The following is a 26,042-nucleotide window of genomic DNA, read 5'->3' on the forward strand; positions in this document are numbered from 1 at the left end:
CTGCATTGGGTATACCCATCCTATCCGAATCCGATTGCCTCAGCAGGAGGCAACCCCTCCTGCGAGTACGGGATCCCGCCCTTCTGGCTCAGGATAGACTCTGGCTTGTTTGCCTCGGTGTCCGGTATGCTTCCGTTTCCTTGCGTTAAGGCTTACACTCAGCCGGCTGTGGCCCGGCGGTGGTGCGAACGGGTGCAGGGATCCCGACCTCTGTTTCTGACCTGCTTGGGGTTTACCGAAACGGCTCTTGTTCCGGGCATTTCGGCTGCCGGCGCTACCCCCTCCTTGCGTCGCTACACAGCTCTTGCCGATGGGGAAGTGTTGCTGGCGGGCCATTCTCACCGCTTGCCCACCTCTCCGGATGGCTATCCTTCCCCAGTGGTGATCAGCTGCGCCATCCTGAGGGAGTTGGGGATCCCGTGCCGAGTGTTCGATTGTGGCTTGCCGGAACCTTTGCCGGGGGCAGAAATGGTGAGCTCTGGGGGAGTGGCCCGCTGCTTGAGCACAGGACAGGCTCTGTCTTTGGAGCAGGTGGGATCCCTTTGGCAAGAAGGGTACGACCGCGGATCCCGGCTGGAGCAAGGCTACTGTGTGATTGGGGAGTGTGTGGCAGGGGGCACCACCACGGCGCTGGCGGTGTTGTTGGGACTGGGGTGGGCAGCAGAGGGCATGGTAAACAGCAGCCACCCGGTCTGCAACCACGCCCAAAAGCTGGCCTTGGCCCGGCAGGGATTGGCCCGTCTGCCAAGGGGAGCTTCTGCTGCTGAGGTGGTGGCGGCAGTGGGGGATCCCATGCAGCCCTTTGTGGCCGGGTTGGCGATGGGCGCAGCGCAACGGGGAGCGGTGCTGCTGGCAGGGGGAACCCAAATGCTGGCAGTGCTGGCCTTGATGCAGCGCTGGGGGGAAGAGCAGGGGATCCCTTGGCCCCCAGAGAACGTGGTGGTGGGAACCACCCGCTGGGTGGCAGAGGATCCCTCGGGCAATACGGTGGCCTTGGCAGAGTTGTTGGGGGTTGCTCCCCTTTTGGCCACCCAACTGAGCTTTGCCAATAGCCGCTATCTGCCTCTACAGGCTTACGAGCGGGGCTATGTCAAGGAAGGGGTGGGGGCGGGTGGGCTGGCCATTGCCAGCAGCCTTTACGCCGGTTGGGGCCAAGCGGAGCTGTTGGCAGCAGTTGAGCGCAGCTACGAACGCCTGGTGCTTCAGGCCGGCTCCAAGGGGGCCATGGTCAACCCCTCCCGCAGCAATTGCTGATGGTAGAGCTCCGCCTGTTCTTGAGGGCCGACCCAAACAACTGCTTGCCCTTCGGCATCCACCTGCACGGTCAGTTGCCGCGCTAGGGGCAAAGTCATGCCGGGGATGTATTTCAGCAGACATTCCGTAACGTGCTGAAAGGTATTGAAATCGTCATCCAAGACGATCACCTTGAAGTGGGGGTAGGGCTGGCGAACCTGGGTTCTCGAGGGCGAGAACTGCTGAGCAGGTCGAGTTGGAGCTTCCGTAGTCATAGCAGAAGAGATCGACACAACTACCGAGTAACTTGGGTCTCTCAGGGGTGAGAAACCGGTCGCTTCTGATGATCTATCTCTATCTAGTTTCTAGTCTAATTGGCATCTTGTTGGCAGCTTGTGTCTGTATTCGGATCCCTTGTCGGTCGTTGGCGTCAGCGATAGAGCATGGTTCCTCTAAAGCTCTTCCCGCAGCGGGCGGCGGGGCTTTTGCCCGCCGAAGTGGCGCTCGAAATACAGGGCAGTGGCCCGGCGTAGAATCCCGGCTTGGGCAAGGGCCTGACACAGGGATCCCCCTGGCGGCAGGTGCTTCTGGATCTGTTCGATTTGGGTGGCACTGACCAATCCAGAAGCCTTGAGGTAGTCGGCCACGTGGCGTCCCCCCGCCAGTTGAACAGAGTAGCCCCCTTCGCTGAAAAATTTGACGGTCTCCGGCTTGAGGCCGCTGTGGTGGGCCAGCACATCCGTGAAGGTGCCCCCTTCCTTTTCCCAAGCGTGAATGACGGTTTCGATGCCGGCATTGTCGATTAGGCCAGCCGCCCGCAATTGGGTCAATACCCGCTGTACCCAGGGGGTGGCTCGCTGCAAGGCTTCCAAGTCCTCTTCCCCCAAATACTGCTGCGGGGGCAATTCGCTTTCTGGGGCACTCAGCTCCGCTGCCCAGTCGGCTACGGTCAGGGCCTTGAGATCCTCTGCCTCTGGCCGGGCTTTCTCCGAAGCTGGGGTCGGTGCGGCTGCAGGTGGGGAAGTTCGTCGGGCTTCGGCTACCGCTGCGGCTAGAGCACGGTTTTCCGCTTGGGCCGCCTGCAGTTGGGCCTGGAGCTGGCTCACTTGGGCTTGGGCTTGCTGCAAGCGATCTTGAGTTTCTCGCAGTTGGGCTTGGGTTTCTTGGAGCTGCACTTGCAGGCGGTGGGTGGCCTCGGCAGCTTCTTGGCGAACGTGGGCCAGGTCGGCAGTTAAGCGCTGTTTCGTGGACTGGGCCAGTTGGAGTTGATGTTGGTGCTCCTGCAGCGATTGGTTCAGGGCGGCCACTTGGGCTTCCATTTGCTGCAGAGTATGACGCAGGTGGGTTTGCTCTTGGAGCTGCTGTGCCTGAGCCTGCTGTATCTTCTGCTGCTCCTGCAATCGGGATCCCAGCTCTTGCAGCTTGTGTTTGGCTTGAGATTGCCATTCTGTCAGCTCGTGGCAGCGGCGCCGCAGGGTCTCCAGCTCTGCTTGGGCGGCTTGCAATTGCGCGGATCCCTGAGTTTGCTGGGCTTGGAGTTGCTCCTCCAGTTCCCGAATGCGCTGCTGGGCAGCCTTTTGTTGTTCAGTCTCCTGTTGAATTTGGGCTTCCAATTGGGCAATGCGCTGCTGCTGTTCCTGCTGGCGGGCTTGATGGTCGGCAACCTGCTGCAGCGATTGTTCGACCAGGAGCTGTTGCTGCTGCCGCTGTTGCTCCAGTTGCGCTTCTAAGGTGGCAATTTGCTCTTGGTAGCGCTCCAGCTGGGCTTTGTATTGCTGGGTAACTCTGTAGGTCTCTTGGGCTACCTGTAGAGGGGAGACATAAAGAGGGGGCTGATCGGGAATGGTGGACCACTGCTCCACCATCACTTCCCAACTGTTGGCAGCTCCTTTCTGGCGCCGCAGCCGCTGTTGCTTGTCCAAGGCCCATTCCAACCAGTGGGGTTGCACCCAGCCCTGCTGCACCAAGATCTCCCCCAGCTTGCGCTCCGGGTGCTGCCGCTGCTGAATCAGAGCCTGATGGATGTGCTCCAGCTCCAGATACCCATGCAGCATCAAGATCTCGCCGATACGCACCAGTTCGACCGGGATCAACGGATAGAGATCTTGGGGGGCAATCCAGCCGTGCTGCATACACAGCTCCCCCAACATCAAGGGGTTGTCGGCCTTTTCCCACATGGCCTGAGCCAGTTGGGCGGGGGTGAGCAGTCCTGCTCGGTTGAGGGCTTCTCCCAAGCGGATCTCAAACTTTTCCTGCTCAATGGCGGTTGGGGTGGGGCTGGTCGGCGGATTCATCGGGCCTCTCGGACGGGAAGAGTAAGCTCTGCTACAACTATCGTAGTGGAAAATCCTTAGAGAAGTAGCATGCTGCAACCGAAACGCATTTTGTCAAGCCGAGGATCCACGGATTTTGCCGGAAGGTCGCTTTTTAAGTCCTAAGAGGGGCGCTGTTCTTGGCTTTGGGCAAACTGTTGCAGCCGCCGCAGCATCAGCAATTGTCCCAAGCCCAAGGGCAGGAGAGAGACGGCCTCTACCCGCAACTGCACCCAGCCGTTCCCCCACAGCCAGTCACAGTAGCCATCGGCTCCTCCCCACATCAGCAGGCGCAGCCGTTCCGGCAGCAGGGTTTCCACCTGGTGCATGATCGAGAGGGGGCCCCATTGGGCCGCAAAGGTGCTGCCCAGCTCCAGCCTTTCGGGAAGGGATCCCTGCAGTTGCTGGGGCCAGATCCACTGCTGCAACAATCCCACCTCTGTCAGACAGCGCTGCACGGTCGATGCACTGGCCTCGACTTCAACCCGGATGGTGGAGGATTGAAATGTCCCTAGCATATCCGTTCCGCGTGGGCGCTCTGGTGACCGGTGCCACGGTTCCCCCGGCGATGCCTGACTCTATTCTGGTCAATTTGTAGGGTTTGCCCACCCTTTCTCAGCAATCTTGTCTTTGAATCGTCCCCATTTGGTAGCCATCTTCGCCCAGAGCTTGGATGGAAAGATCGCAGCCCATCGAGCGCAGAGGCCCTCCTTCAGCAGCCCTGAGGACTATCGGCATTTGGAAACCCAAGCTGCCCAGCAACAGGCTTTGATCATGGGGGCAGCCACTCTGCGGGCCTACGGCACCAGTCTGCGTATTCGGGATCCCGAGTTGATCCAACGCAGAACCGCTCAGGGCCTCTCTCCCCAGCCCCTGACGATCATCTGTTCCGACAGCGGGGATATTCCTGAGGATTTGCCGTTTTTTCGCCAGCCCCTCACCCGTTGGCTGTGGACAACTCCCAAGGGATCCCAAATTTGGCAGAACCGAACCGGCTTTGAGGATATCTGGGTGGCTGCCGATTGGGATCTGCCGGCACGGCTGGCGCGCCTGCGCAGCTTGGGCATTGAACGGGTGGGGTTGTTGGGCGGGGGGCGGCTTTTGGGGGCATTTCTCCAGGCAGGGGCCTTGGATGAGCTGTGGGTTACCCTCGCTCCGGTGCTGCTGAGTGGATATGCCGATGCGCCTGCCAGCATTGAGGGTTGGCAAGTGCAGGGATCCCCGCCCCAGTTGGAGCTGCTGGAATGCCGCCGTGGCTCCAAGGAGCTGTTTTTGCGCTACGGAGTTGAGTGGCCCTGAGAAATGCTCGACACAAACACAAAAATTTTTGGACAAATTCAGATTTCCCAGAAATCCACAGGTTTTCCCCAGGCTTTCCACAGGCGGGCGGGCCGTTTTCCACAGGGCTTTTTCCTCGGGGGGCGGCATCGGGGGTTTCTGTGGAAAAGTGGAGGTGGGTAAGGTTCAGGCGACTACACCCTGAGAAACGTAACGGGATCGCGCCGTTTTTTCCGATCCCATCAAGGCCAATGGAGAGCTTTTGTCCTGTTGGATCCCTGGCTTGGGATTGACATCCCCCATAGGGCAGAGGGCAGAATAGCCCCACCTGAGGGCGAGTGGTGTGGAGATTTTCCCGAGCGCTCTCCTTAGAAAGAAAAGACTTCATCTGTTCTACGGCCCACGACAGGCTTAGGAACAGTTGTGAATGCCCTCCCTCCCATCCGCCGGGATAGGGGCAAGCTATGAACCTATATCGCTTGCTTTTCTTCTTGCAGGCCTGCTGAGGCCCCTAGCCTACCTAGGTTGGGTTTTGGTGTTGCGGGCTCGCTCTGTTCGGGCTGCCCAAGTTCTGGCTGTGGCCGCAGGTTTTGCGGGATGCCGTTTTCTCCCCTCTTGACCCCGAGTGAGTGGTTGGACTATGAGTTCTCACAGCGTTAGCATTTTGAGTGAAATTCCCGAGGAGCTGCATGACACCCTCCAAAACTACCTCTCCCGCCATCCCGACTGGGATCAGGATCGGGTGGTGACGGCAGCGCTCTCGTTATTCCTGCTCCAAAGCGGGGAGAGCGACCGGCGGGCGGCGCGCATCTACTTGGACAGCCTGTTTCGCCGCAACTGAGCCCCAGGGATGGCCTGTGAAAACCGGGGCAGTGGGAACCTTTTGTTAGCCTGGGTAGGGATCCTGTCCCACCGCTGTCATTTGGACACTGGGGGGAGGGGGCTAATGAAGTGAAAAGGATCTCAAAAGAGGCAAAGACGTGCCACGGGGCTTTGGGCGAGGAAAAGACAACCGGCAAGCGGCTGAGTCACAGGATCCAGAGCGGGGATCCGAGATCCCATCCTCTTCGCAGGCGGCTCTGGCGTGGGTTCAACGCTACCGACAGGCGGGGGATCTGAAAGCTGCTCTGCACCTCTGCCGGCAGCTTACCCGCACCCAGCCGCGTTTGTTCGCTGCTCAGGCGTTGCTGGGATCCCTTTATCTGCAGATGGGGGATCCCCGCCAAGCTTTGACCCCCTTGCAACTGGCTCTGCACCTGCGGGGGGATTGGGTGCCGGCCTGGCAGGATCTGGGCGATGCCTGGATGCAGCTTGGCAACCCAGAGGAAGCGGCGCGAGCCTACGAACAGGGCCTGGCCTTTGCGCCCGGTGATGGGCAATTGCTTTTCCGATTGGGCAGTTGTTGGCTCACCCTGGGGAAATTGGCCCAGGCAATTGAGGTGTTGCAACAGGCAGCAGCAGCCCAGCCTCCCCAGGTCTATGCCTTGGCAGCTTTGGGGAATGCCCTGATGCTCGATGGCCAAGCTGAGGAAGCCGAAAGCTGGTTTCGCCAAGCTCTCGCCCTTGCACCCCAGGAGGGGCGAATTCTCGTTAACCTCGGCCATTGCCTGCACCTGCAAGATCGCTTGGAGGAGGCCGCCGATTGTCTGCAACGGGCCATCTCGCTGTTGCCGAGGGACGCCCAGCCTCACAACAACCTGGGCACCATCTTGCAGGAACAAAACCGGTTGGAAGCGGCCATTGAAGCCTATCGGCGCAGCTTGCAGTTGGCCCCCCACTGGCCGGAGATCCACTACAACCTGGGCACGGCTTTGCTGACCCTGGGCCGCTACGAGGAGGGGTGGCGGGAATACGAATGGCGGCTGCAGCGACAAGGGGCGACCTACGCGCGCTTTCTTTCCCCTCTGTGGACGGGATCCCCTCTGGGCCGCCAGACCCTGCTGATCTGCGCCGAACAAGGGTTGGGGGACACGATTCAGTTTGTGCGCTACTTGCCGCTGCTGGCCGAGGCCCATCCCCAAGCGCAAATCTGCCTTCGCTGCCAGGAATCCCTCGTGGAGCTGTTCATAGGGTGCTTCCCCCTTCCCCAGGTGCAGGTGATCTCGGAAACGGATCCCTTGCCCTCTTTCGATTGCCATCTGCCTTTGCTCAGCTTGCCACAGCGGTTGGGCACCACTCTGGAGACGATCCCGGCCCGCATCCCCTATCTTGTCTATCCCGTTCATGCCGGCGGGCCGCAGATCCCTTTGAGCCTCTCCTGGCGGGAAGACTGGCCGGAGCTTTCCCAGGAGCGGATGAAGGTGGGGCTGGTGTGGGCCAGCGGTCGGCGTGCCCACCCTGATCTCAACCGCGTACAAAGGCTGAAAAGTTGTCCTCTGAATCTGTTGCTCCAGCACTTGCATGTGCCTTCCATCCAGTGGGTTAGCCTGCAGGTGGGGGAAGATCTAAGGCCGCTGGGATCCCTATTGGAGCAGCACCAAGTGTTGGAGCTGGGATCCCGTTTCCGCAGTTTTGTCGATACAGCCGCAGCCGTTGCCCAGTTGGATCTGGTGATCAGCGTTGATACAGCCGTTGCTCATTTGGCCGGGGCGATGGGCAAGCCGGTATGGGTGCTGCTCCCCTTTGCCGCCGATTGGCGCTGGCTGCTCCATCGAGAAGATAGCCCCTGGTACCCCGGGGTGATGCGCTTGTTTCGACAAGACACACCGGGAGACTGGGTTGGCGTGCTGAGGCGAGTCCAGGTTGCCCTCGAAGAGAAGTTGCAAGGGATCCCCTCTCAAGACCGTGCCTGTTCCTCCCCCTGAACGATGCGCTGAAATAGATAGCCGGTGCCTCGGGCCGTCAGGATCAGCTCTGGGTTGCTGGGGTCATCCTCCAGCTTGGCCCGCAGCCGCGAAATGTGGACATCCACCACCCGCGTATCCACATGGCGCTCCGGGGTATAGCCCCACACCTCTTGCAAAATCTCGGAGCGGGAAAAAGGCTCCCCCGACCGACTGACCAACAACTCCAGCAGACTAAACTCCATCCCCGTCAGGCGAATGCGCTCGTCCCGTTTGTAGACCTGCCGCTTGTTGGTATCGATGCGAATATCCCCCACTTGAATCACCCCAGAACTGGGGATCCCATCGTGGGCCGACCGCGCCACCCGGCGCAACACCGACCGAATGCGAGCTTCCAGCTCCTTGGGCGAAAAGGGCTTGACCACATAGTCGTCTGCCCCCAGCTCCAGCCCTGTGATACGGTCGGCTACATCTCCCAGCGCCGTCAGCATGATGATGGGGATGTCCGATTCTTTGCGCAGCTCCTGGCAGACCCCATAGCCATCCAGCTTCGGCATCATCACATCCAGCACCACCAGGTCGGGATCCTGCTTGTGGAAAACCTCCAGCGCCTCCTCGCCGTCCGAAGCTGTGACCACATCGTATCCGATCATGGACAGACGGGTTTCCAAAATGCGTCGAATGCTGGCCTCATCATCGACCACCAGAATCCGTTCCTTACGCTGTGCTTCCACGGTGCTGCAACTCCTGAACTTCTAACGGTACTCGGTAAAAGAGAGATCTGAAAAAGAACTAAGGTGGGCGCTATCTTGAGTTGGGCGGATGCAGGAACCTCAGGGGCTGCTCCTCAGTTGGGCAGACTCACCGAGTGAAATTGAACACTCACAAGCAATCATCTGCAATTAACCAAAGCCGCACCCCAGGGATGCAGCTCCGGGAAACAAGCACCAAGCAGAAGGCCCTCTCAGCAGTCGATTCAATCTTGTTAAAAGCTCCAACTTCAATCCCACCTGATGATGCTGCCCAGTACCTGGTGCAAGGCACTCCTCCCCCCAAACCATTGCTCAAACCTGAGAGGCCTTCGTAAGAAGTTACTTTCCATAACCTAATTTATCATCCAAAATCGGCTGCCAACCCGCCTCGATGCTCTATTTTGCGGCTATCGGGCCGGACTTGATACATACCTTCACAACTTTTTCAGGCCGATGCCCATTTTTCGGGATGTCCCTCAGGAAAAGCTGGGGATCCTTGACCGTTTGCGGTGGGAACAGCGTAGCAACTGGCCAATAGCTCGGCGGAACGGATCTCTCGATCTGTATGATGCTCCAAAACACGCCGCAACAGACGTTCTGCCTCCAGCCAAGCAGCCAAAGGCAGGGAATCCTCCGGCAGAGGCAGTGTGGAGCTGGGCAGGGATCCCAAGGCACGCAAGGCAGAGGCTGAGACCCAGGCAATCGGGCTGGGCCGCTGGGCCACCCGGCAGGGATCACAGATCAAGCCACCCCATTGGGGGCTGAAAAAAACGCTGCCGACCAACCCCCCTTGACAGAAGTAGCAGGCTTGTACCTGAGGGGCAAACCCTGCCAACGCCAGGAGGTGATACAACCCATGGGTGAGCAAGGGCAGAACGGCCTGTTCCGAAGCAGCCCGCTCGATGCGTTCCAAGTGTTCGACCAACACCACAAACAGCTCTTCCTGGGCTTGATCGGGCAAGGCCAACAGCAAGGCCACCTCCGCCAAATACTGCGCTGCTGTGAGATGGGCTAAGCTGCGGCTGAGACGAGGAAAAGTCTGCAGGGTTTCCGCTTGGACAATGCGCTGTAGACGCTGGGAGGTATCTGCTTGGGCAGACCAGCGCCCCCGCACCATCAGCAAATCGTTGATGACAAAAGGCTCCATCCGCCCGCCCAGCTTGGAAGGCTGCTTACGGGATCCCTTGGCCACCGCCCGGATCAACCCTTGCTCGCGAGTCAAGATGGTAACAATCCGATCCGACTCTCCCAGGGGAATCCCTTTCAGGTTGATGCCCGTAACCCGGTAGGTGCGGCCACTCATGGGGTTCCTCTGGCTTTCAGCTCTTGCATCAGCTCCAGCCCCCAAGAGGTGCCAATACGGCTGGCCCCCGCCTGGATCATGGCCTCTGCTTGAGCCACCGTGCGAATGCCGCCCGACGCTTTCACCCCCACTTTGCCGCGGCTGAGTTGCCACAACAGTTGCACATCTGCCGGCGTCGCCCCCCCCATCCAGCCGGTGGAAGTCATCAGAAAAGCCGCCCCCGCATCGATACAAATCTCCCCGGCCAGCTTTTTCTCCTCCTCGGTCAGCAGAGCCGTTTCCAAAATGGCCTTGACGCAAACCCCCGTTTCTTCCACCAGTTGGGCAATCTCGGCATGGAGGCGATCCAGCTCTCCCGCCTTGAGCCAAGCCAAGTTGATGCGGACATCCAGCTCCCGGCACCCCTGCTCCACCGCCAGTTGGGCCTCGTAAAGCTTGGCCTCTGCAGTGGTTGTGCCCAGGGGAAACCCCACCACCGTGCTCACCTTGACCGGGGATCCGTGCAGCCGCTCCACCACCCGCGGCACATAGCAGGGAGGAACGCAAAAAGTGGGGAAACCATAGCGCAGGGCGATCTCACACCCCTGGTCGATCTGTTCTGGAGTAACCATCGGCAACAGCAGCGTGTGGTCGATGTACTCCGCCAAGTTGATCGAGCTATCCGCTATGCCCTTGCGCTCCAGAGAGAGCATTGGTGGATCCCCCAGCACCCATCTTTACTCTAGCCTCAGCTTTCACCTACAGGGATCCGCAAAGAGGGCTGAGCCTTGCCAACTCAGCAGGGCGACACCTCGACCCCTCCATTCCCCAGGCACAGCTCACCCATGCTGCTGCCCACTTGCGAGCCTCGATTGACTCGCGGCTAGGTTAAGGGAACGGGGGAGGATGATTGGGTTGCTCTCAGGCACAAATGCGGGGCAAAGGGGCGGGCGCCGAGGTCACCTGCAGCAATCGGGGAATACGGCTGCTGTCGTAGATGCGAAATTCTTTTTCCAAGATGGCTTTTTCGTCGCGCACCGCCTGGTTCAACACAATGGATCCCTCTGGATCGGAGACGGAACGGTGAAAAGTGCCGGGAGGAATGCGCAAAATGCCTCGGTTGGCTTCCAGGCGCACAATATGGAAGGGATCCCGCCAGCTAAAATTCACCAGGTAAAACGTCCGTCCGCCCCATAGAGCCAGTAGGTTGTCCTCTTGGTGTGGATGCATATAAAACTGCCAATAGCCCTGAGGATTATTGGGGGGACTGATGGCCGGCCCATCGTGGTAAACCAAATCGCGGGCGTTGGATCGCGCAACCGTGATGTCGAAAAAGCGCACGCCGGGAGTATCTCGAAATTGATGGAAAGGCAATAGGGCAAACATGGATCTCGACATAGGGACACTTGACCAACGACAGGAAGATAAAGAGGTTTTCACACTGTTTCCCGCTGTTTCGCAGTGTGAAGGAGAAGTTATGTCGTAGTTTAGTCAGGTGCGGCGGAGGGTTCAAACCTGAGATAGCATCACATCTATGCGCAGATCGAATAGATGGGATCCATGAACATCTCACAACTGCAAACCCTGGTGGCTGTGGTGGAGCGGGGGAATTTCAGCGATGCCGCCCTGCAATTGCACATTTCCCAGTCGGCGGTGAGCCGGGCCATTGCCAGCCTAGAGGAAGAATTGGGGGTGACTCTACTGGTGCGCGGTCGCTTTGGGGCACGCCTGACGCCGGTGGGAGAGCGACTGCTGCGCCATGTCCGCAAAATGCTGCAACTGCGGGAACAAATGGATTATGAGGCCAACCTGGAAAAAGGGTTGCGGGGGGGAAGTGTGCGGGTTGCCGCTTTTCGCAGTGCTGCAACTCATTTGTTGCCACCGGTGATCGCCCGCTTCCGCCAACAATTTCCGCAGATTACCCTCACCCTCACAGAAGAAGATCCGGCCACTGTCGAACATCTGTTGCGATCGGGCCAGGTGGATATTGGTCTATTGCCTCTGCCGCGGGCTGGTGAGGATCTCCAGACGTGGGAGATTGCCCGCGATGAGTTCATTGTGTTGGTTCCGCTGAGTTTTGGGCCCCTGCCGGAAACCCTGACCTGGGAGGATCTTTCCCGTTTTTCCTACATTCTCTACAACTACGCCGAATGCACCACCGCGGTGCGGAACCACTGGGAAGCCGCTCACCAAACCCTCAAGGTGGCCTACCTGGTGAAGGAAGACTCCACCATTGTGAACATGGTGGCACAGGGTCTGGGGGCTGCCATCTTGCCCCGCTTGGCCGCCATTCCCATTCCCGAAGGGATCCAGATCCGCCGGCTGCCGATCCCACTGGAGCGGGTGATCGGGGCTGCCGTTCTGGCCTCTGCGCTGCATCCGCCTGCAGTATTTGCCTTCCTGGAAGCCTTGCGGGGAAACCCATCCCAGTTGCCAAGTTAACATTGCATCGGGAGTACAAGGCAGCTTTGTTGACACCACGCTCATCCATCCAGTGACGCAAGCATTGGTTGCGGACAAACTGGGCAGGGCCTCATCCAAGGCTTGGTATGGCGCTGGAGCGGCGTTGAGGAGTTTGGCTTCCCTGACCAGCATGGGTTTATTTCATTGCAGGTCTATATCATTGCAGGTCTATAGTCATTTCAAACTAGATTGAGACACCCCCGCTGCCGCCCAAACGTTCCACGCCGCTTCCACAATCACCTTTAGATCCTGTCCCAGAGGGAGAAAGGAGCTAGGAAGCAATGCAACGGAAATGTTTCATTCCTGTTTAAAATGACAACAACAGGGCAAAAACTGTCCTGGAAGGACGGGGCTTTAGACCCAGTTTTTGGGTAACGCAGTGAAAATCGGCGGCCAATGTACGTTGGGGCAAGGCCAGCAGATCCTCCCCCGCCAATTTTTGAAAAGACTTGCCCACCCCAGTTACCTTGCCCTTCAAGTGCGATCACTACCCTATCTCCAATCGCGCCGAGGAGATAGAGTTCTCCAGCCGTTGAAAGGGGTGGCGGGAATTACAACGGTTTTTTGCCCAAACCACTTTCTATCGCCCAGCGGGCCAGTTCTGTGCGGTTGTGCAGGCCGGTTTTGCCCAGCATGTTGCTGACGTGGCTTTCAACGGTGCGCTGGCTCACCCCAAGAACTTCGGCAATCTCGCGGTTGGACAGGCCCCTGGCCACGTACTGGATCACCTTGGTTTCCGTTGGCGTAAGTTCAATTTCCCGATCCAGTTTTATGACCGGCTGAATGCCCACATTCTGCACTTGTAACAGGCGCTCGGTATGTCTGAGAGAAGACTCCACCTGCGCCACCAATTCTTCCGGCTCAAAGGGCTTGACCATGTAAACATCTGCCCCTGTGGTCAGGCCGCGCACCCGGTCTGCCGTTTGCCCACGCGCCGACAGAAAAATCACAGGTATCCAGTCTGTAGCACTGTTGGAGCGAATGGTTTCCACAAAGGTATAGCCATCCATCTCCGGCATCATCACATCGCAGATGATCAGGTCTGGTGTGAAATGGCGCATCGCTTCCAACCCCTCCAGACCGTTGCTCGCCGCCACCACTTCGTAGCCGCGAAACTCCAAGTAATCCTTTGCCAGAAGGATCAAGTTCGGATCGTCGTCGATGAGCAACAGTCGCTTCGGGTTGTCCACAGCTCACCTTTTGAGTGCTAAAAAGTTGAGTGCTAAGAAGCTCTAGGGAAAAAACACAACCCCTCCTGCTTTGAGGATCTTCACCGCAGGAAAACAATCCGTAAGTGCCCGATTCTTGTTCGCTAGATCAGGCAGCAGTCCGTGATAACTGTGCCTTACCCCTAGAGCCTCACACATGGAAGTGGAAATACATACTTGGGAAACGTTGGCAACAGTATCTCTACGCAATTTAGGGACTCCAGTTGGTAACCTCATCCCAGGAACTTGGCAGAGCTGGCCTCTGCTTGAGACTCGCAGTACCCAATACATAGCCGTAATCTACCTGAGAACCCGTATCTCATGTGTCTATATGTCATATATCTATACATAGCCGTAATCTACCTGAGAACCCGTATCTCATATGTCTATATGTCATATATCTATATGCTTAAGTACCCATGTATCTGACATCTGCTACCTGTTCATAGTGTCCGTATGTCTTCTGGCCGGGGTTTCCAGGTAGGCAGGCGGGCAGAGCTGATGGAGAATGGAAGAAAGCCTGCGCTTTAACGACAGCCGACATGGGGAGAACGGGTGGAAAAGGGCACACTGGTGGAGTTTCGTTACAATAACGACCGTGTGTTGGCAGTGGTTCAGGGCACTGAGGGTAAGAAGAACCTACTGCTGGGGGTGCCTTCTGGGCAGGTTCATAGTGTTCACCCTCGCCAGATTACCTTTGCTTTGAACGGGGGATCCAGCTTCACGGCTTCCGACATTCCCGGCTTTTGGCAGGCGGTGCAAGCAAAGTTGGATCCCGAAAGTTTGGCGTTGGCCTGGGAACTGGTGCAGGAGGAGCGTCAGCCCCTGAGCTTGGCGGAGATGGCTCGGCTGTTGTTTTCTGATGATTCCCCGGTCTCCACCTATGCCGCCTACCGCCTCTTGAGCGAGGATCGCACCTACTTCAAGCAAAAGGGGGAAAGCTACGAACCCCGCACTCCGGCTCAGGTGAAGGAGATCCTCCATCAAATGGCCGTCGCCCAACAACGGCAGCAGGAACAAGCAGAGTTTGAGGCCCACCTGCGGGAGGCTCTGGCTCATCCCGGTCAAGGGTATCCCTGGACTCCTGCCGAGCGGGCCCGTTTGGAGTTGCTGGAGCGCCTGGCCCTGCAGGGAGCAGCAGCAGCCATTCGCAGCCACGAGGATCTCTCTTCCAATCTCAACCCGTCGGATCGGGAACGGGCCTCGCAACTGCTGGAGCTGATGGGGTTTCCTGACACTCCGCAGGGGGCCTTTGAGGCTTTGGTGGCTCTGGGGCTGTGGAGCCGCCACGAGAACCTGGCCCTGCGCCTCACCGGGATCCCAACCCAGTTCCCGAAGGCGGTGGAGCGATACACCCAAGCCCTGCTCAGCCAGCCTCCCTCTTTCTGGGATCCCCACCTGCGGCAGGATCTCACCCACCTCCACACCTACACCATCGATGATGCCAGCACCCGCGACATTGACGATGCCCTCAGCGTCGAGTTCTGGTCGGATGACGCGGTGAAGCTCTGGATCCACATTGCCGATCCCAGTTGTTGGGTGCAGTGGGGGGATCCCCTCGATTTGGAAGCCCGCAAGCGTGGCACCAGCGTCTATTTGCCGGAGCGGGTGATCCCGATGTTCCCACCGGAGTTGTCCACTGGCCCGATGAGCTTGGTGCAGGGAGAGGTGCGGCCCGCCCTCAGCTTTGGCATTCTACTGGGATCCGACGGCCAGATCCGGGATTTCGAAATTTGCCTCAGCCAGATCAAAGTGACCTACCGCCTCACCTACGAAGATGCCGATGAAATGTTGGAGTTGGGGGCAGAGGCTCAACTGACAGCCATTGCCCGGGCAGCCCAGTGGCGTTATGCCTGGCGGATGGCTCAAGGGGCAATCCAAATTGGCTTGCCCGAGCAAGATATCAAGGTCATCGACGAGATCCCCCACCTCCGGGTGATCGAGGATACTCCTGCGCGGCAGATGGTGGCGGAAATGATGGTGCTCACCGGCGACGTGGCGGCCCGCTTCGCCAGCCAAAATGGGATCCCGGTGCCCTATCGTCTGCAGCCGGCTCCCGACTTACCTCCTCCCGAAGTGCTGGATAGGTATCCCCAGGGGCCAGTTCGGTCTTTTGCCATCATGCGCTGTCTATCGCGGGCGGAAGTAGCCACCCAGCCGGGGCGACATACAGGGCTGGGGCTTGAGGCCTACTGTCAGGTTACCTCCCCGATTCGGCGCTACCTGGACTTGGTGGCCCACTACCAGATCAAGGCCTTTTTGCGCGGGGATCCCTTGCCCTTGACGGAGGCGGATGTGCAGCAGTTGCTGGTGGGGATTGAGCCGGGCACCGCTGAGGCCAACCAGGTGGAGCGGAAATCCAAGCGCTACTGGAGCATCGAATACCTGCGGCTGCGACCGGGGCAAACTTGGCGGGCCTTGGTCTTGGGCTACCTGCGCGAGCAGGAAAACTTGGTGTTGGCCATGCTGGATGAGATTGCCTTTCGGGTGCCGGTGCGCCTAGAACGCCAGATTCCTCTGGGGGCTTGGATCGAGTTGGAAGTTGTGCAGGCGGATCCCCGTGCGGATGTGATCGAGCTGCGCGAGGTGGGACGAGAGGCGGCCATGTGCGGATAGATGCACCTTAACCTGCTGCTCACCCAATCTGCGTGGATAGCTGATACAACAGAGGGGGAAGTCTCAAAAGTCTGGATCGTGAATTTTCTTTAGGGGGGATCCCATGACTGCACGACCTTCCGGCCCACCTCCAATCGTTTACATTCTTTTGTTCGCGATACTGGGAGGCGGCGGCTGGTATGCCTATCGTTCCGGCCTGTTGGACTCATTCCTGAATAGAGAGAACACGCCTCCTATCCCCAGCCAGATTCCAGCTACCCAGCCCCAAGCCCCAACAGCGCCCAACCCCCCTCAGGCTCAAGCGCCCAATCCGCCCGCCAACGCCGTTAATCTGGATACTTCTCTGCCCAACCCAGCAGTGCTCCAGATGGATGGCAGCGTCACGATGATCCGGCTCGTCTTGGCCCTGAAGGGAGGCTACACCCAGCGCAACCCCGGCATTCCCCTCGCCTATGGGATCCCGGATGGCAAGCCCAATGGATCCAATGCCGGCCTGAAGGCCCTGATGGAAGGTCGCATCCAGATGGCCGCTAGCTCCCGCCCCCTCAATGCCAGCGAAGTGCAGGCGGGTCTACAGGCGATCCCGGTGGCCAAAGATGCCCTGGCGGTGGCGGTGGGGGTGAACAACCCCTACAAAGGAGGACTGACGCTGCAGCAATTGGCCGATATCTTCCAGGGTCGGATCACCAATTGGAGCCAGGTGGGCGGCCCGGATCGGCGGATTCGGGTCCTCAATCGCGCCCCCCAGAGCGGCACCTACAGCGTTTTCCAAGAGCTGGTGTTATTGGGGTCGCCCTTTGCTCCCGATAACCCTCCCTACTTCACCACCGCCACAGAAGATGTCACCACCCCGCTGCTGCGGGCTTTGGGAGAAGATGGCATCACCTACAGCACTGTCGATCAGGTGCAAAACCAGCAAACGGTGCGGATTGTGCCCATCGACGGCCAGATGCCCACCCGTGAGGCCATCCAGAGGGGCAGCTACCCCTTGGCGCGGAATGTGTTTTTGGTGGCACCTCAGAGGACTAGCCCTGTGGTGGCCGATTTCATCAACTACGCGCTCTCGGATCAAGGCCAGCAAATCATTGGCCGCACCGAGTTCATCCCCCTCCGATAGCAACCCACAAGTAGGACTGAGATAGCCGCCGACAGCAAACGCAGCGCGGTTCCTCTGCTTTTCCAGAAGACGTCTTCTACCTGCTCCTATTCAAGGCACTTAGTCGTTTCAGGTTAGAGTGAGGCGCCTGAGCTATTGAGAAAAGCCTTTGGCCGCGTGCGTTCAACGTTTTAGGGGTGGGTGCAGCGTCCTAGTTTGAATCCAAATGACCCTAGATGTTAGAGAGGGGGCCCTAATTTCCACCAAAGTTCAATTTTTCAGTTCTTCAGTTCTCTCGGCGCACAGCGCTCTCATGCCACTTGCCCAACACCCTGTCGGATAGAGCACTTAAGGAAATAAAGATCAGGATCCCCAAGCCGGTGACCAAGATCAAGGCCGCAAACATGCGGGGCACCTGCAGGTTGAAGCTGGAGATCAAGATCTGGTAGGCGATCCCGGCCCGCTGCCCGCCAGTACCAGCGACAAACTCCGCCACCACCGCCCCAATCAAAGAGAGGCCACCGCTGATGCGCAGGCCCCCCATGAAATAGGGCATGGCACTGGGTAGCCGCAAGTAGATCAACGTTTGCCAGCGGTTGGCCTTGTACAGTTGGAACAGGTTGAGCAGGTTGTGATCGACGCTGTTCAGCCCCAGAGTGGTGTTGGAAAGAATCGGGAAAAAAGCCACAATCCAGGCGCACACCACCATCGCGGCAAAGGTGTTGTTGCGCAGCCAAATGATGATCAGCGGGGCGATGGAGACAATGGGCATCGTCTGTAAAATCACCGCATAGGGGAAAAAGCTGCGCTCAATCCACTTGCTCTGGGTGAACACAATCGCGACCAAAAGCCCCGACACTGTGGCAGCCAAAAAGGCCACCACCGTAATTTGCACAGTGATCAACAGGGAAGGAAAAAGCGTTCCCCAGTCGCGGATGAGGGTTTGCACCACCAAAATCGGCCCCGGCAAGAGGTAGTGGGGCACTCCCGTTACCCGCACCGCCACTTCCCAGCCCACCAAGAAGAGGATCCCGACGAGGACGGGGGCAATCACTTCCAGGTTGAACCAACGGCCCAGATTCAACCCCTTCGCGGGCACCCCTGAGCCGGCACTCGGTATGTCTGCCTCATCCGTGGGTTGGGATCCGAGTTTTTCTCCAACTGCGCCGGTCAGCTTGGGCAGAGACCAATCTGGCCAATGGAGAGGCCAGCTCTCCCCCAAGCCAACAAGGGATCCCAGCCAACGGCGCCATGGCTCGAGAAGCTGGACAAACAGGTCGAACATATCGTGAGGTTGGGGCATCAAGGGACTTACGCAACAGAGAGAACACCGCTAAGCCAGGGATCCCATCAGCGCAAACGTCCAGCAGAGAGGGGGCGCAAATAGGGGGGATCCTGAGCTGAGCCGTGCATGGCCTCGTGCAGACGGGCCGACACTTCACGGCAGTAGTTGTTGTAAAGGGAAGAGGTGCGAAAGTCTTCCGAGCGGGGATAGGGCGCATCGATGGGAATATCGGCTATCACCCGCCCTGGGCGAGCCGCCATCACCACCACGCGGTTGGACAGGTAGACGGCCTCGTAAATGTTGTGGGTAACAAAGATCACCGTCCAGCGCTTTTCTTGCCACAGCTCCAACAGGTCGCTGTTCAACTTGCTGCGGGTGATTTCATCCAGAGCTCCGAAGGGTTCATCCATCAGCAACACCTGCGGCTTGGTTACCAGGGCGCGAGCAATGGAAACCCGCATGCGCATGCCGCCCGATAGCTCGCGGGGAAAACTGCGCTCAAACCCCCGCAGGCCCACCAGTTGCAGAGCTTCCAAGACATCTCGATCGGCTTTTGGCTTGGGCTCACCTGCCAACTTTAAGGGTAGCCCCACATTGTCCATCACCGTCGCCCAAGGCATAAGGGCCGGTTCCTGAAACACAAAGGCCAACTTGGGTTCCCCTTGGGGAGCATCCTTCTCAAGATTTTGCCCCCATTCGATAGAGCCTGTGGTCAGATGCCCCAGACCTGCCACCAACCGTAGCACTGTGCTTTTCCCACAGCCGGATGGCCCCACCAAGCTAACGAACTGCCCTTCTTGGATGGTCATATTCATGTCCTGCAAAGCCACCGTGCCATTGGAATAGACCTTGCTGACATGGTTGAGGGTAATGACAGGGGTGGGCATGGCTGGCAATTCCCGGAGCAGAGGAAGCACACACTTTCAAAATAACCCTCTCTGCCGCCTCTGCTTGGTAGGCGTAACTACAACTCTTTCCCTCAGAACCGGTTTCCAGAGAGTTTCTCACGGAAAGCTTGCGATGACCCAAATCGGAGCAGCAAGTCGGTATGATGTTGCCGACCACCCTCTGGCCAAGGAACACATGGGATCCCCATTTAAACCGGTTGCAGGTGCTGTTACAGCCCCGCGAGGATTTCGAGCCGCTGGAGTGGCCGCTGGCCTCAAGCCCTCAGGAGCTGCGGATCTGGCTTTGATCGTTTCCGAGTGCGATGCGGTTGGGGCAGGCGTTTTCACCACCAATCAGGTCAAAGCAGCCTGTGTCACCTACAACCAAGGGATCCTCGCCCAACAGCAGCCGGTGCGGGCCATCCTCTGCAATGCTGGGCAAGCCAACGCCTGTACCGGAGAAGAAGGAGAGCGCAACAACGCCCAACTGGCCCTCTGGGTGGGAGAACGGTTGGGGATCCCGGCCCATCAGGTGCTCACGGCCTCCACAGGGGTCATCGGGCGACAACTGGAAATGCCGAAAATCCAAGCAGCCCTGCCTGGCCTTATCGACAGCCTCTCTCCAGAGGGGGGGGAGAGCGCCGCCCGCGCCATCATCACCACCGACTTGGTGACCAAAAGCGTTGCCCTGCAGGCTGAGATCGACGGGTACACCGTCAGGGTCGGGGGCATTGCCAAGGGATCCGGCATGATCCACCCCAACTTGGCCACGATGCTGGCTTTTTTAACCTGCGACGCGGCTGTGGATCCCCGCCTGTGGCAGCAGATCCTCAAGCAAGCTGCTGACCTCAGCTTTAACCAAATCACGGTGGATGGGGATACCAGCACCAACGACATGCTCTTGGCCCTGGCCAACGGCCAAAGTGGGATCCCACCCCTGCAAGCCGGCACAGAAGCTGCCCAGACTTTGGCGGAGATGGTCAACCAAGTTTGCATTCATCTGGCTAAGGCCATTGCCCGCGATGGGGAAGGAGCTACCAAGCTGCTGGAAATTCGGGTGTGTGGGGCTGTGGATGATGGGGCAGCCCGGCATATGGCCCGTGTGATCGCCAGCTCTCCCTTGGTGAAGGCGGCAGCTTTTGGCAACGATCCCAACTGGGGACGGGTGGCAGCCGCCGCCGGCCGAGCCGGGATCCCCTTCGACAGCCGCCGGTTGGATATCCGTCTGGGGGATTTTCTGCTCATGCAGGCGGGAATGCCCCTGGCTTTCGATCGCAAGGCAGCCTCTGAGTACTTGAAAGGGGATCCGGTGACCTTTACCGTGGATCTCCATCAGGGATCCGGCCAGGGCGTGGCCTGGGGCTGCGATCTCAGCTACGATTACGTGCGCATCAACGCCGAATACACCACCTAACGGGGGATCCCAACCATGACCACCGAATCGAACGCAAATAACGGCTTTTCTACCGAAGCCCAAGCGGCTTTGGCCAAAGAAGCGAGGCTTTCCCTATCCGGTTGGCAACAAGAGGTGAGTCGAGGCTTAGAGTTTGGCCTCGAGGCAGCAGCCAGCATCGGCGATCGCTCCATCCCCACCTTTTCCCGTGGCGAATTGCCCCATTATGCCGGCATCAACACCTTCCTCAAGGCTCCCTACCTGGAGGATGTGCGCAAAGTTGGGGAGTACGATGTGGCAGTGGTGGGTGTACCCCACGATTCCGGCACCACCTATCGGCCCGGCACTCGCTTTGGCCCACAGGGGATCCGGCGCATTTCCGCTCTGTACACCCCCTACAACTTTGAGTTTGGCGTCGATCTGCGAGAGCAGATCACCCTCTGCGATGTCGGCGATATTTTTACGATCCCGGCCAACAACGAAAAATCCTTCGACCAAATCTCCAAAGGGGTAGCTCACATTTTCGGGTCTGGCGCCTTTCCCGTCATCCTGGGCGGGGATCATTCGATTGGCTTTCCCACGGTGCGGGGGATCTGTCGCCACTTGGGGGACAAGAAGATGGGCATCATCCACTTCGACCGCCATGTGGACACCCAAGAAACCGACTTGGATGAGCGCATGCACACCTGTCCTTGGTTTCATGCCACCAACATCCGCAACGCACCGGCCCACAACCTGGTGCAACTGGGCATTGGTGGCTGGCAAGTGCCACGGCAAGGGGTGAAGGTGTGCCGGGAGCGGGCCACCCACATCCTCACCGTTACCGACATCACCGAAATGGGCTTGGATGCAGCCGCCGATTTCGCCCTCGAAAAAGCCCTAGACGGCACCGATTGTGTGTACATCAGCTTCGATATCGACTGCATCGATGCCGGCTTTGTGCCGGGTACAGGCTGGCCAGAGCCGGGTGGGCTGCTGCCGCGGGAAGCGCTCTACTTGCTCAAGCGCATTGTGCGGGAAGCACCGATCTGTGGCCTGGAGGTGGTGGAAGTCTCTCCCCCCTACGACATTAGCGATATCACAGCTCTAATGGCCACCCGAGTTATTTGCGATACGCTGGCCCATTTGGTGGTATCTGGGCAACTGCCGCGCCGAGAGAAGCCCGCCTACATCCACCCGGAGGCGACGCCAGAAATGGCCGGCGACTGGAGGTAAGAGATGCACGAGACCGACATGACCCGCGCCTTGATCCAAACACTACGTGACTGGTGGCAAAGTCAGCCGGGACAGCCTCAGATCGCTCGGGTGCACCTGGTGGTAGGACAGTTCACCTGTGTAGAGCCGGCCAGCCTAACCTTTGCCTATGCCGCACAAACCCAGGGTACTTTCCTACAGGGATCCCAGTTGGTCATCCGGGAAACGCCGCTCATTGCCTATTGCCATCCCTGCGGCCAAGAATACAAGCCAGAAATAGGCCGGCGCTATGCTTGCCCCAACTGTGGATCCCCGATGGAAGAGATTCGCTCGGGCCGAGAGCTGAAAATTGACTACATCGAAATTGACTACATCGAATGTTCAACAAACTTCACCCCACCGGCGCAACCAGAAGTCGCCTAGGCCGCTCCAAAGCTAAGTCCCAGAAGGACAGCTGCTCCCAAGCTGAGGATGAACATCAAGCCGGCAGGCATTAACGTTCGGGTTTTGCGGTAGCGCAGGGCGAATACGATAGATCCCAGCACTGTCGTCCCCAGGCCCAAGCCCAGCCCCCAGCGGGGATCCACCCCCAGCAGCCCATAGCTGACTCCGCTGAGGGCGGCCCCAACCAGCCCCCCGATGAGAGACTTGGAGCTTTTGCCTTTGCTATAGCCGATTGCTCCGCCCACCAAAAGCAGTGCCCCGTAGACCAGCAAGGTGATTTGTGCGGCCAGCATGATGGGAAAACCTTGTCCTCTCTAGGTTTAATCCACGAGGATATCGCGAATCAAGGGCAAGCGAATGCTGATGTAGCGATTGAGAATTGAGGCATCGACACTGCTGAGGGCGTGTTTTTTCTGACAGGCGCTCAGAAGCAGGTTCACCAAGTCATCGTCACGCTTTGTGAGCCAATCTGGCCTGCCAATCTCGCTGACCAAAGACCAAAACTGGCGTACCATTTCAGGAGTCATGGCATCCATTTTGTGGAGATAGGGGCTGAACTGCAAAAGAATGGTCTAGGCCATCGATTCGATTCTAGAAAAAAGACCTCATCCCCGAGGACAATATTTCAGCTCCGTCACAACTTAGGATAAGATGTTATGCTTTCCCACAAAGCTCAGCAAGCAGTGCCCCTTCTGGCTTTGTGAGGATCTTAGGAAGGTAAACTAGCAACTCCTGACATATATCAACATTAGGCGTTAAAAAACGATGATTCCTGTCAAAATCTCGACATCAGCATCAGAAGGTTCACAAGCCCCCTTATCCAAGCTGTAAGACAGGGAATCTGGGCGAGCAGGGGCTAGCGCAAGGCGTACTGTAACCTATAGGCTCCTTCTTCTCGTGGCTTATGGGTGTTGGCCCGCAGGGTATAAGTGCCGGTGCGGGGCAGAAAGGCAATCATCAGAGCATCGGTTCCACCCCCTTGGTCATCATCCCAAGCCCTGACTTCTCCACTGGGATCCAGCAGCTGCAAAAAGGCATCGAAATCGGAGCTGGTCATGGAAGCGATCAGGATCTGGCCGGCGCGGGCGGCAATGGGATATTCGTCCATCCAACTGCCATCCTCGGGATGCTGAAGGGATCCCTCCTGCAGACGGCCCGATAGGCTTTCCTGCCAATCTACCTGGGTGAGGATATAGGTGAGCCGGTAGTTGCCGGTGGATTCGGGCTCAAAGCTGGTGGCCCGCAGGGTATAGGTGCCTCCCTCCGGCAGACGCACCGCCAACAGGGCATTCACATCTGGGCCAGAGTCATCGTCAAAGCCGATCACCCGCCCTTGGCCGTCCACCAGCTCCAGATAAGCATCAAAATCTTCGCTCTCTAGGGCCGCAATCAAAATCTGTCCCGGCTCAGCGGTGACGGGGATCCCATCCCAAAAGCTGCCGTACTGGCGACTGACTTCATCTCCCGCCTCCAGCGCTCCCGTCACGGTTTGGCTGCCTCTCCACAGAGCAGAACGGGTCAGCGCAGATCCCACCGGCAAGCCTCTCTCTCCCACCCGATCCAGCAGCCGACAGCCGCCGGCCAACCCCAATGCCACCAGAGCCAGAGTCAAACGGGATCCCCAACGGCGAGGAGATGCGCAAGAACGATACCAGCTCAACATCGGAAGGGATCCCTTTCTAAAGAATGGCAACTGTAGACTGATCCTACCCCCTGATTGATTGAGCGAAAAGTTGGTCAGAGACGACAACTTCTGCCAACTTCGTGCTGAGTTTTGAGGTTGTTGGCTTGCCCCTTCCTTGCTGTTTCAGCCGAGAGCAAACTGTTGGCCTACAGGGTTTCCCAAGCTTGCAAGACGGCTTCTAGGGCCAGCCGCCCATGGTAGAGATGGGTTCCCCCCTGCAAGTAGACGGTGTAGGGATCCCGCATCGGCCCATCGGCAGACAGCTCGGCGCTGCTCCCGGCAATAAAGGTGCCTGCTGCCATCACCACCGGGTCTGCATAACCGGGCATCACCTCCGGAACTGGGGTGAGGTAGGAATCCACAGGAGAACTGTTTTGAATGGCGTGGCAAAAGGCCTGCAGCTTTTGCGGGGATCCCAATTGAATGGCCTGGATGATATCGGTGCGAGGAGCTTGAGGCAGAGGCGAGACCGGGTAGCCCAAATCAGAAAACACCTGCGCCGCCAGATGGGCGATCTTCACCGCTTCGGCCACCATCTGCGGGGCCAAGAACAAGCCTTGAAACAGAAGGCGGTTGAGATCTAGAGTTGCCCCCCCCTCCGAACCAATGCCCGGAGCCGTTAACCGACAAGCGGCTTGCTCCACCAGCTCTGCCCGCCCGGCCACATAGCCCCCTGCGGGAACGAGGGTGCCCCCCGGATTTTTGATCAGGGATCCGGCAATCAGATCTGCGCCCACATGGGTTGGCTCCTGGGTTTCCACAAATTCGCCGTAGCAATTGTCCACAAAAACCACAACTTCGGGGTTTTGCGCTTTGACCATTTGGATCATCTCGGCAATCTGGGCAATGGAAAAGCTGGGCCGCCAATCGTAGCCACAGGACCGCTGAATGTGAACCAAGCGGGTTTGCGGTCTGAGGGCGGTTTTCAGGGCCTGCCAATCGACAGTTCCCTCCCGCAAATCCAACTGGCGGTAATCGATGCCAAACTCCCGTAGGGATCCCCGCCCGGAGCCCCGCAGGCCGATAACCTCCTCAAGGGTGTCGTAGGGGGGGCCGGTAATCGCCAGCAGCTCATCCCCCGGACGCAGCACCCCAAACAAAGCACAGGCAATGGCATGGGTACCAGACACCATCTGCAGCCGCACCACTGCTGCCTCACAGCCCATAATCTGGGCAAACACCCGATCCAAAACCTGCCGCCCCTGGTCGTCGTGGCCATACCCCGACACCCCGGCAAAGTGATGGGATCCCACCCGCTGGTCGCGAAAGGCCCGCAGCACCCGCGCCAGGTTCTCTCTGAGGGTCTTCTCCACCGCCTGAAACTGCTCCTGTAGAGCCTCTTCTGCTCTGTCTAAAAGCTCTGCCGCCTTCAACGGGATCCCTCCGCCCACCCAGTCTGCCCCACCTTTTGCACACCAAGCTGGTTTCGAGGGTAGCATTTCAGCCACCCCGGAAAGAGTTGGCCTTCTCCCCACCGCTCCTCAAGGTGACTGCAGCGGCAGAACCGAGTTCCAAGTTCTTATGTACTTATGTAGTTATGTAGCTCTCCGATAGAAACCTTACAGCATGGAACAGTGAACAACAGGCTTGTCAAAGCTAATACCGACAACAACACCATCTCTCAAGTCGAAAGCCTCATATTGATAAAAAATCGATAAAAAGCTTAATTTATATCAATATCCCTTCATTTTTGCTGTCAATGGCTATCCAATCAAGATGCTGCTAGGCTGTAGGATAATACCAACATACCCTGGAGGAAAGCTGAAGCATCTGGATTGCCGAGCTTATGGGCAATACGGCCCACCTTCAGTCTCTCAAAAACAGGTCAGAGTTAGAGACATTGTTTAACCAACTCAAAATCCAGCTCAGGAAGATTTTTAGCAGGCTAGATCTGTCTATGGGTTTGATGATAGATTTGGCTTTTGACTGAGGAACTTGCAACTTAAACTCTAAAAAACCTTTCCCAAAGACACTCAACACAGCCAATAGAAGTGCATGTCTTGCAGGGCGGGGATCCCGCTTCTCTACAGAGCTCCTGCGATTCGGGAAAATCTGGAATTCAACATCAATTCAACATCTCTGAAACATTAAGAGAGCCTAAATTTATTCTTAACCTCTGGCAGAGATCCTTG

25 protein-coding genes are annotated in these 26,042 nt (G+C 58.1%); 11 read left to right on the forward strand and 14 right to left on the reverse strand.

The window, feature by feature from the left end; all coding sequences use genetic code 11:
- The first annotated feature begins 126 nt into the window (after window positions 1-126).
- Complete coding sequence (gene cobT / locus ACVWY8_RS03615; protein WP_457393038.1) at window positions 127-1,254, forward strand: nicotinate mononucleotide-dependent phosphoribosyltransferase CobT; 1,128 nt, start codon at window positions 127-129, stop codon at window positions 1,252-1,254.
- On the opposite strand, the gene clpS is transcribed toward cobT, so the two are convergent.
- The 3 genes from clpS to ACVWY8_RS03630 form a co-directional block, all read right to left on the reverse strand.
- Window positions 1,203-1,508, reverse strand: coding sequence for an ATP-dependent Clp protease adapter ClpS (gene clpS, locus ACVWY8_RS03620; RefSeq protein ID WP_011434126.1), 306 nt, complete (start codon window positions 1,506-1,508; stop codon window positions 1,203-1,205). The genes cobT and clpS overlap by 52 nt on opposite strands.
- Window positions 1,509-1,685: 177 nt before the next feature.
- Window positions 1,686-3,527, reverse strand: a complete 1,842-nt coding sequence (locus tag ACVWY8_RS03625; RefSeq protein ID WP_457393036.1) for a hypothetical protein — start codon at window positions 3,525-3,527, stop codon at window positions 1,686-1,688.
- Window positions 3,528-3,667: 140 nt separating this feature from the next.
- On the reverse strand, window positions 3,668-4,063 hold the full coding sequence (locus tag ACVWY8_RS03630) for a hypothetical protein (protein WP_414349609.1): 396 nt from the start codon (window positions 4,061-4,063) through the stop codon (window positions 3,668-3,670).
- A 112-nt stretch (window positions 4,064-4,175) separates the two neighbouring features.
- On the opposite strand from ACVWY8_RS03630, the gene ACVWY8_RS03635 reads away from it, so the two are divergent.
- The 3 genes from ACVWY8_RS03635 (at window position 4,176) to ACVWY8_RS03645 (ending at window position 7,627) form a co-directional block, all read left to right on the forward strand.
- Window positions 4,176-4,844 carry a RibD family protein gene (locus ACVWY8_RS03635; protein WP_457396050.1) on the forward strand — a complete coding sequence of 223 codons (669 nt, stop codon included), beginning with the start codon at window positions 4,176-4,178 and terminating at the stop codon, window positions 4,842-4,844.
- A 619-nt stretch (window positions 4,845-5,463) separates the two neighbouring features.
- A complete protein-coding gene (locus ACVWY8_RS03640) occupies window positions 5,464-5,664 on the forward strand; it encodes a DUF2811 domain-containing protein (RefSeq protein WP_041436785.1) in 201 nt (66 codons plus the stop codon).
- 139 nt (window positions 5,665-5,803) lie between these two features.
- Window positions 5,804-7,627, forward strand: a complete 1,824-nt coding sequence (locus ACVWY8_RS03645; protein WP_457393032.1) for a tetratricopeptide repeat protein — start codon at window positions 5,804-5,806, stop codon at window positions 7,625-7,627.
- Here the strand turns inward: ACVWY8_RS03645 and rpaB are convergent.
- The 3 genes from rpaB to deoC all read right to left on the reverse strand — a co-directional run bounded on the left by rpaB (window position 7,600) and on the right by deoC (window position 10,353).
- Window positions 7,600-8,340: a response regulator transcription factor RpaB gene (gene rpaB, locus ACVWY8_RS03650; RefSeq protein ID WP_011434119.1), complete on the reverse strand. Its 741-nt coding sequence runs from the start codon at window positions 8,338-8,340 to the stop codon at window positions 7,600-7,602. The two genes, ACVWY8_RS03645 and rpaB, sit on opposite strands and share 28 nt — an antisense overlap.
- 463 nt (window positions 8,341-8,803) lie before the next feature.
- A complete protein-coding gene (gene recO, locus ACVWY8_RS03655) occupies window positions 8,804-9,661 on the reverse strand; it encodes a DNA repair protein RecO (RefSeq protein WP_457393030.1) in 858 nt (285 codons plus the stop codon).
- Window positions 9,658-10,353 (reverse strand): deoxyribose-phosphate aldolase, encoded by a 696-nt coding sequence (deoC, locus tag ACVWY8_RS03660; RefSeq protein WP_457393028.1) that lies wholly within the window; start codon window positions 10,351-10,353, stop codon window positions 9,658-9,660. Before deoC ends, recO begins: the two co-directional genes overlap by 4 nt.
- 2 nt (window positions 10,354-10,355) lie before the next feature.
- On the opposite strand from deoC, the gene ACVWY8_RS03665 reads away from it, so the two are divergent.
- Complete coding sequence (locus ACVWY8_RS03665; protein WP_414357542.1) at window positions 10,356-10,532, forward strand: hypothetical protein; 177 nt, start codon at window positions 10,356-10,358, stop codon at window positions 10,530-10,532.
- Window positions 10,533-10,561: 29 nt separating this feature from the next.
- Here ACVWY8_RS03665 and ACVWY8_RS03670 read toward each other — a convergent pair whose 3' ends face one another.
- Complete coding sequence (locus ACVWY8_RS03670; RefSeq protein ID WP_414343843.1) at window positions 10,562-11,026, reverse strand: redox protein; 465 nt, start codon at window positions 11,024-11,026, stop codon at window positions 10,562-10,564.
- A 174-nt stretch (window positions 11,027-11,200) separates the two neighbouring features.
- On the opposite strand from ACVWY8_RS03670, the gene ACVWY8_RS03675 reads away from it, so the two are divergent.
- Complete coding sequence (locus tag ACVWY8_RS03675) at window positions 11,201-12,082, forward strand: LysR family transcriptional regulator (RefSeq protein ID WP_414424260.1); 882 nt, start codon at window positions 11,201-11,203, stop codon at window positions 12,080-12,082.
- A gap of 572 nt (window positions 12,083-12,654) precedes the next feature.
- On the opposite strand, the gene ACVWY8_RS03680 is transcribed toward ACVWY8_RS03675, so the two are convergent.
- Window positions 12,655-13,293, reverse strand: a complete 639-nt coding sequence (locus tag ACVWY8_RS03680) for a response regulator transcription factor (RefSeq protein WP_414329571.1) — start codon at window positions 13,291-13,293, stop codon at window positions 12,655-12,657.
- A 573-nt stretch (window positions 13,294-13,866) separates the two neighbouring features.
- On the opposite strand from ACVWY8_RS03680, the gene ACVWY8_RS03685 reads away from it, so the two are divergent.
- A complete protein-coding gene (locus tag ACVWY8_RS03685; RefSeq protein ID WP_457393025.1) occupies window positions 13,867-15,927 on the forward strand; it encodes a ribonuclease catalytic domain-containing protein in 2,061 nt (686 codons plus the stop codon).
- 103 nt (window positions 15,928-16,030) lie between these two features.
- The gene (locus ACVWY8_RS03690) at window positions 16,031-17,044 is read left to right on the forward strand and encodes a phosphate ABC transporter substrate-binding protein (protein ID WP_457393023.1); all 1,014 of its coding nucleotides are present in this window, start codon (window positions 16,031-16,033) and stop codon (window positions 17,042-17,044) included.
- A gap of 265 nt (window positions 17,045-17,309) precedes the next feature.
- Here the strand turns inward: ACVWY8_RS03690 and ACVWY8_RS03695 are convergent, their stop codons facing one another.
- Together ACVWY8_RS03695 and ACVWY8_RS03700 are read right to left on the reverse strand one after the other, a co-directional pair.
- Window positions 17,310-18,107, reverse strand: a complete 798-nt coding sequence (locus ACVWY8_RS03695) for an ABC transporter permease (RefSeq protein WP_011434109.1) — start codon at window positions 18,105-18,107, stop codon at window positions 17,310-17,312.
- Between the two features lie 266 nt (window positions 18,108-18,373).
- Window positions 18,374-19,195: an ABC transporter ATP-binding protein gene (locus ACVWY8_RS03700; protein WP_457393020.1), complete on the reverse strand. Its 822-nt coding sequence runs from the start codon at window positions 19,193-19,195 to the stop codon at window positions 18,374-18,376.
- Between the two features lie 196 nt (window positions 19,196-19,391).
- Here ACVWY8_RS03700 and argJ point away from each other — a divergent pair, with 196 nt between their 5' ends.
- Genes argJ through hypA form a run of 3 tightly spaced genes read left to right on the forward strand, consistent with a single transcriptional unit; the run spans window position 19,392 to window position 22,205 of the window.
- Complete coding sequence (gene argJ, locus ACVWY8_RS03705; protein WP_457393322.1) at window positions 19,392-20,609, forward strand: bifunctional glutamate N-acetyltransferase/amino-acid acetyltransferase ArgJ; 1,218 nt, start codon at window positions 19,392-19,394, stop codon at window positions 20,607-20,609.
- A 15-nt stretch (window positions 20,610-20,624) separates the two neighbouring features.
- Window positions 20,625-21,803 carry an agmatinase gene (gene speB / locus ACVWY8_RS03710; protein ID WP_414329053.1) on the forward strand — a complete coding sequence of 393 codons (1,179 nt, stop codon included), beginning with the start codon at window positions 20,625-20,627 and terminating at the stop codon, window positions 21,801-21,803.
- Window positions 21,804-21,806: 3 nt separating this feature from the next.
- On the forward strand, window positions 21,807-22,205 hold the full coding sequence (gene hypA, locus ACVWY8_RS03715; RefSeq protein ID WP_011434106.1) for a hydrogenase maturation nickel metallochaperone HypA: 399 nt from the start codon (window positions 21,807-21,809) through the stop codon (window positions 22,203-22,205).
- Here hypA and ACVWY8_RS03720 read toward each other — a convergent pair.
- The 4 genes from ACVWY8_RS03720 to ACVWY8_RS03735 form a co-directional block, all read right to left on the reverse strand.
- On the reverse strand, window positions 22,202-22,519 hold the full coding sequence (locus ACVWY8_RS03720; RefSeq protein ID WP_011434105.1) for a TMEM14 family protein: 318 nt from the start codon (window positions 22,517-22,519) through the stop codon (window positions 22,202-22,204). The two genes, hypA and ACVWY8_RS03720, sit on opposite strands and share 4 nt — an antisense overlap.
- A gap of 27 nt (window positions 22,520-22,546) precedes the next feature.
- Entirely contained in the window at window positions 22,547-22,753 is a 207-nt protein-coding gene (locus tag ACVWY8_RS03725) for a hypothetical protein (RefSeq protein WP_238376795.1), read from the reverse strand.
- Between the two features lie 329 nt (window positions 22,754-23,082).
- Entirely contained in the window at window positions 23,083-23,889 is an 807-nt protein-coding gene (locus ACVWY8_RS03730) for a PPC domain-containing protein (protein WP_457393017.1), read from the reverse strand.
- A gap of 167 nt (window positions 23,890-24,056) precedes the next feature.
- Window positions 24,057-25,283 (reverse strand): methionine gamma-lyase family protein, encoded by a 1,227-nt coding sequence (locus tag ACVWY8_RS03735; protein ID WP_457393320.1) that lies wholly within the window; start codon window positions 25,281-25,283, stop codon window positions 24,057-24,059.
- Window positions 25,284-26,042: the final 759 nt, after the last annotated feature.

This window comes from Thermostichus sp. OS-CIW-32 (assembly GCF_054060415.1).

Excerpts from the sequence above, each read along its gene's own strand:
- argJ (WP_457393322.1), top strand. The coding sequence starts at position 19,392 with ATGGGATCCCCATTTAAACCGGTTGCAGGTGCTGTTACAGCCCCGCGA.
- ACVWY8_RS03730 (WP_457393017.1), bottom strand. The coding sequence starts at position 23,889 with ATGTTGAGCTGGTATCGTTCTTGCGCATCTCCTCGCCGTTGGGGATCC.
- ACVWY8_RS03725 (WP_238376795.1), bottom strand. The coding sequence starts at position 22,753 with ATGACTCCTGAAATGGTACGCCAGTTTTGGTCTTTGGTCAGCGAGATT.
- ACVWY8_RS03640 (WP_041436785.1), top strand. The coding sequence starts at position 5,464 with ATGAGTTCTCACAGCGTTAGCATTTTGAGTGAAATTCCCGAGGAGCTG.
- ACVWY8_RS03625 (WP_457393036.1), bottom strand. The coding sequence starts at position 3,527 with ATGAATCCGCCGACCAGCCCCACCCCAACCGCCATTGAGCAGGAAAAG.
- ACVWY8_RS03675 (WP_414424260.1), top strand. The coding sequence starts at position 11,201 with ATGAACATCTCACAACTGCAAACCCTGGTGGCTGTGGTGGAGCGGGGG.
- ACVWY8_RS03700 (WP_457393020.1), bottom strand. The coding sequence starts at position 19,195 with ATGCCCACCCCTGTCATTACCCTCAACCATGTCAGCAAGGTCTATTCC.
- hypA (WP_011434106.1), top strand. The coding sequence starts at position 21,807 with ATGCACGAGACCGACATGACCCGCGCCTTGATCCAAACACTACGTGAC.
- recO (WP_457393030.1), bottom strand. The coding sequence starts at position 9,661 with ATGAGTGGCCGCACCTACCGGGTTACGGGCATCAACCTGAAAGGGATT.
- deoC (WP_457393028.1), bottom strand. The coding sequence starts at position 10,353 with ATGCTCTCTCTGGAGCGCAAGGGCATAGCGGATAGCTCGATCAACTTG.
- ACVWY8_RS03630 (WP_414349609.1), bottom strand. The coding sequence starts at position 4,063 with ATGCTAGGGACATTTCAATCCTCCACCATCCGGGTTGAAGTCGAGGCC.
- cobT (WP_457393038.1), top strand. The coding sequence starts at position 127 with ATGCTTCCGTTTCCTTGCGTTAAGGCTTACACTCAGCCGGCTGTGGCC.
- clpS (WP_011434126.1), bottom strand. The coding sequence starts at position 1,508 with ATGACTACGGAAGCTCCAACTCGACCTGCTCAGCAGTTCTCGCCCTCG.
- ACVWY8_RS03670 (WP_414343843.1), bottom strand. The coding sequence starts at position 11,026 with ATGTTTGCCCTATTGCCTTTCCATCAATTTCGAGATACTCCCGGCGTG.
- ACVWY8_RS03720 (WP_011434105.1), bottom strand. The coding sequence starts at position 22,519 with ATGCTGGCCGCACAAATCACCTTGCTGGTCTACGGGGCACTGCTTTTG.
- ACVWY8_RS03690 (WP_457393023.1), top strand. The coding sequence starts at position 16,031 with ATGACTGCACGACCTTCCGGCCCACCTCCAATCGTTTACATTCTTTTG.
- speB (WP_414329053.1), top strand. The coding sequence starts at position 20,625 with ATGACCACCGAATCGAACGCAAATAACGGCTTTTCTACCGAAGCCCAA.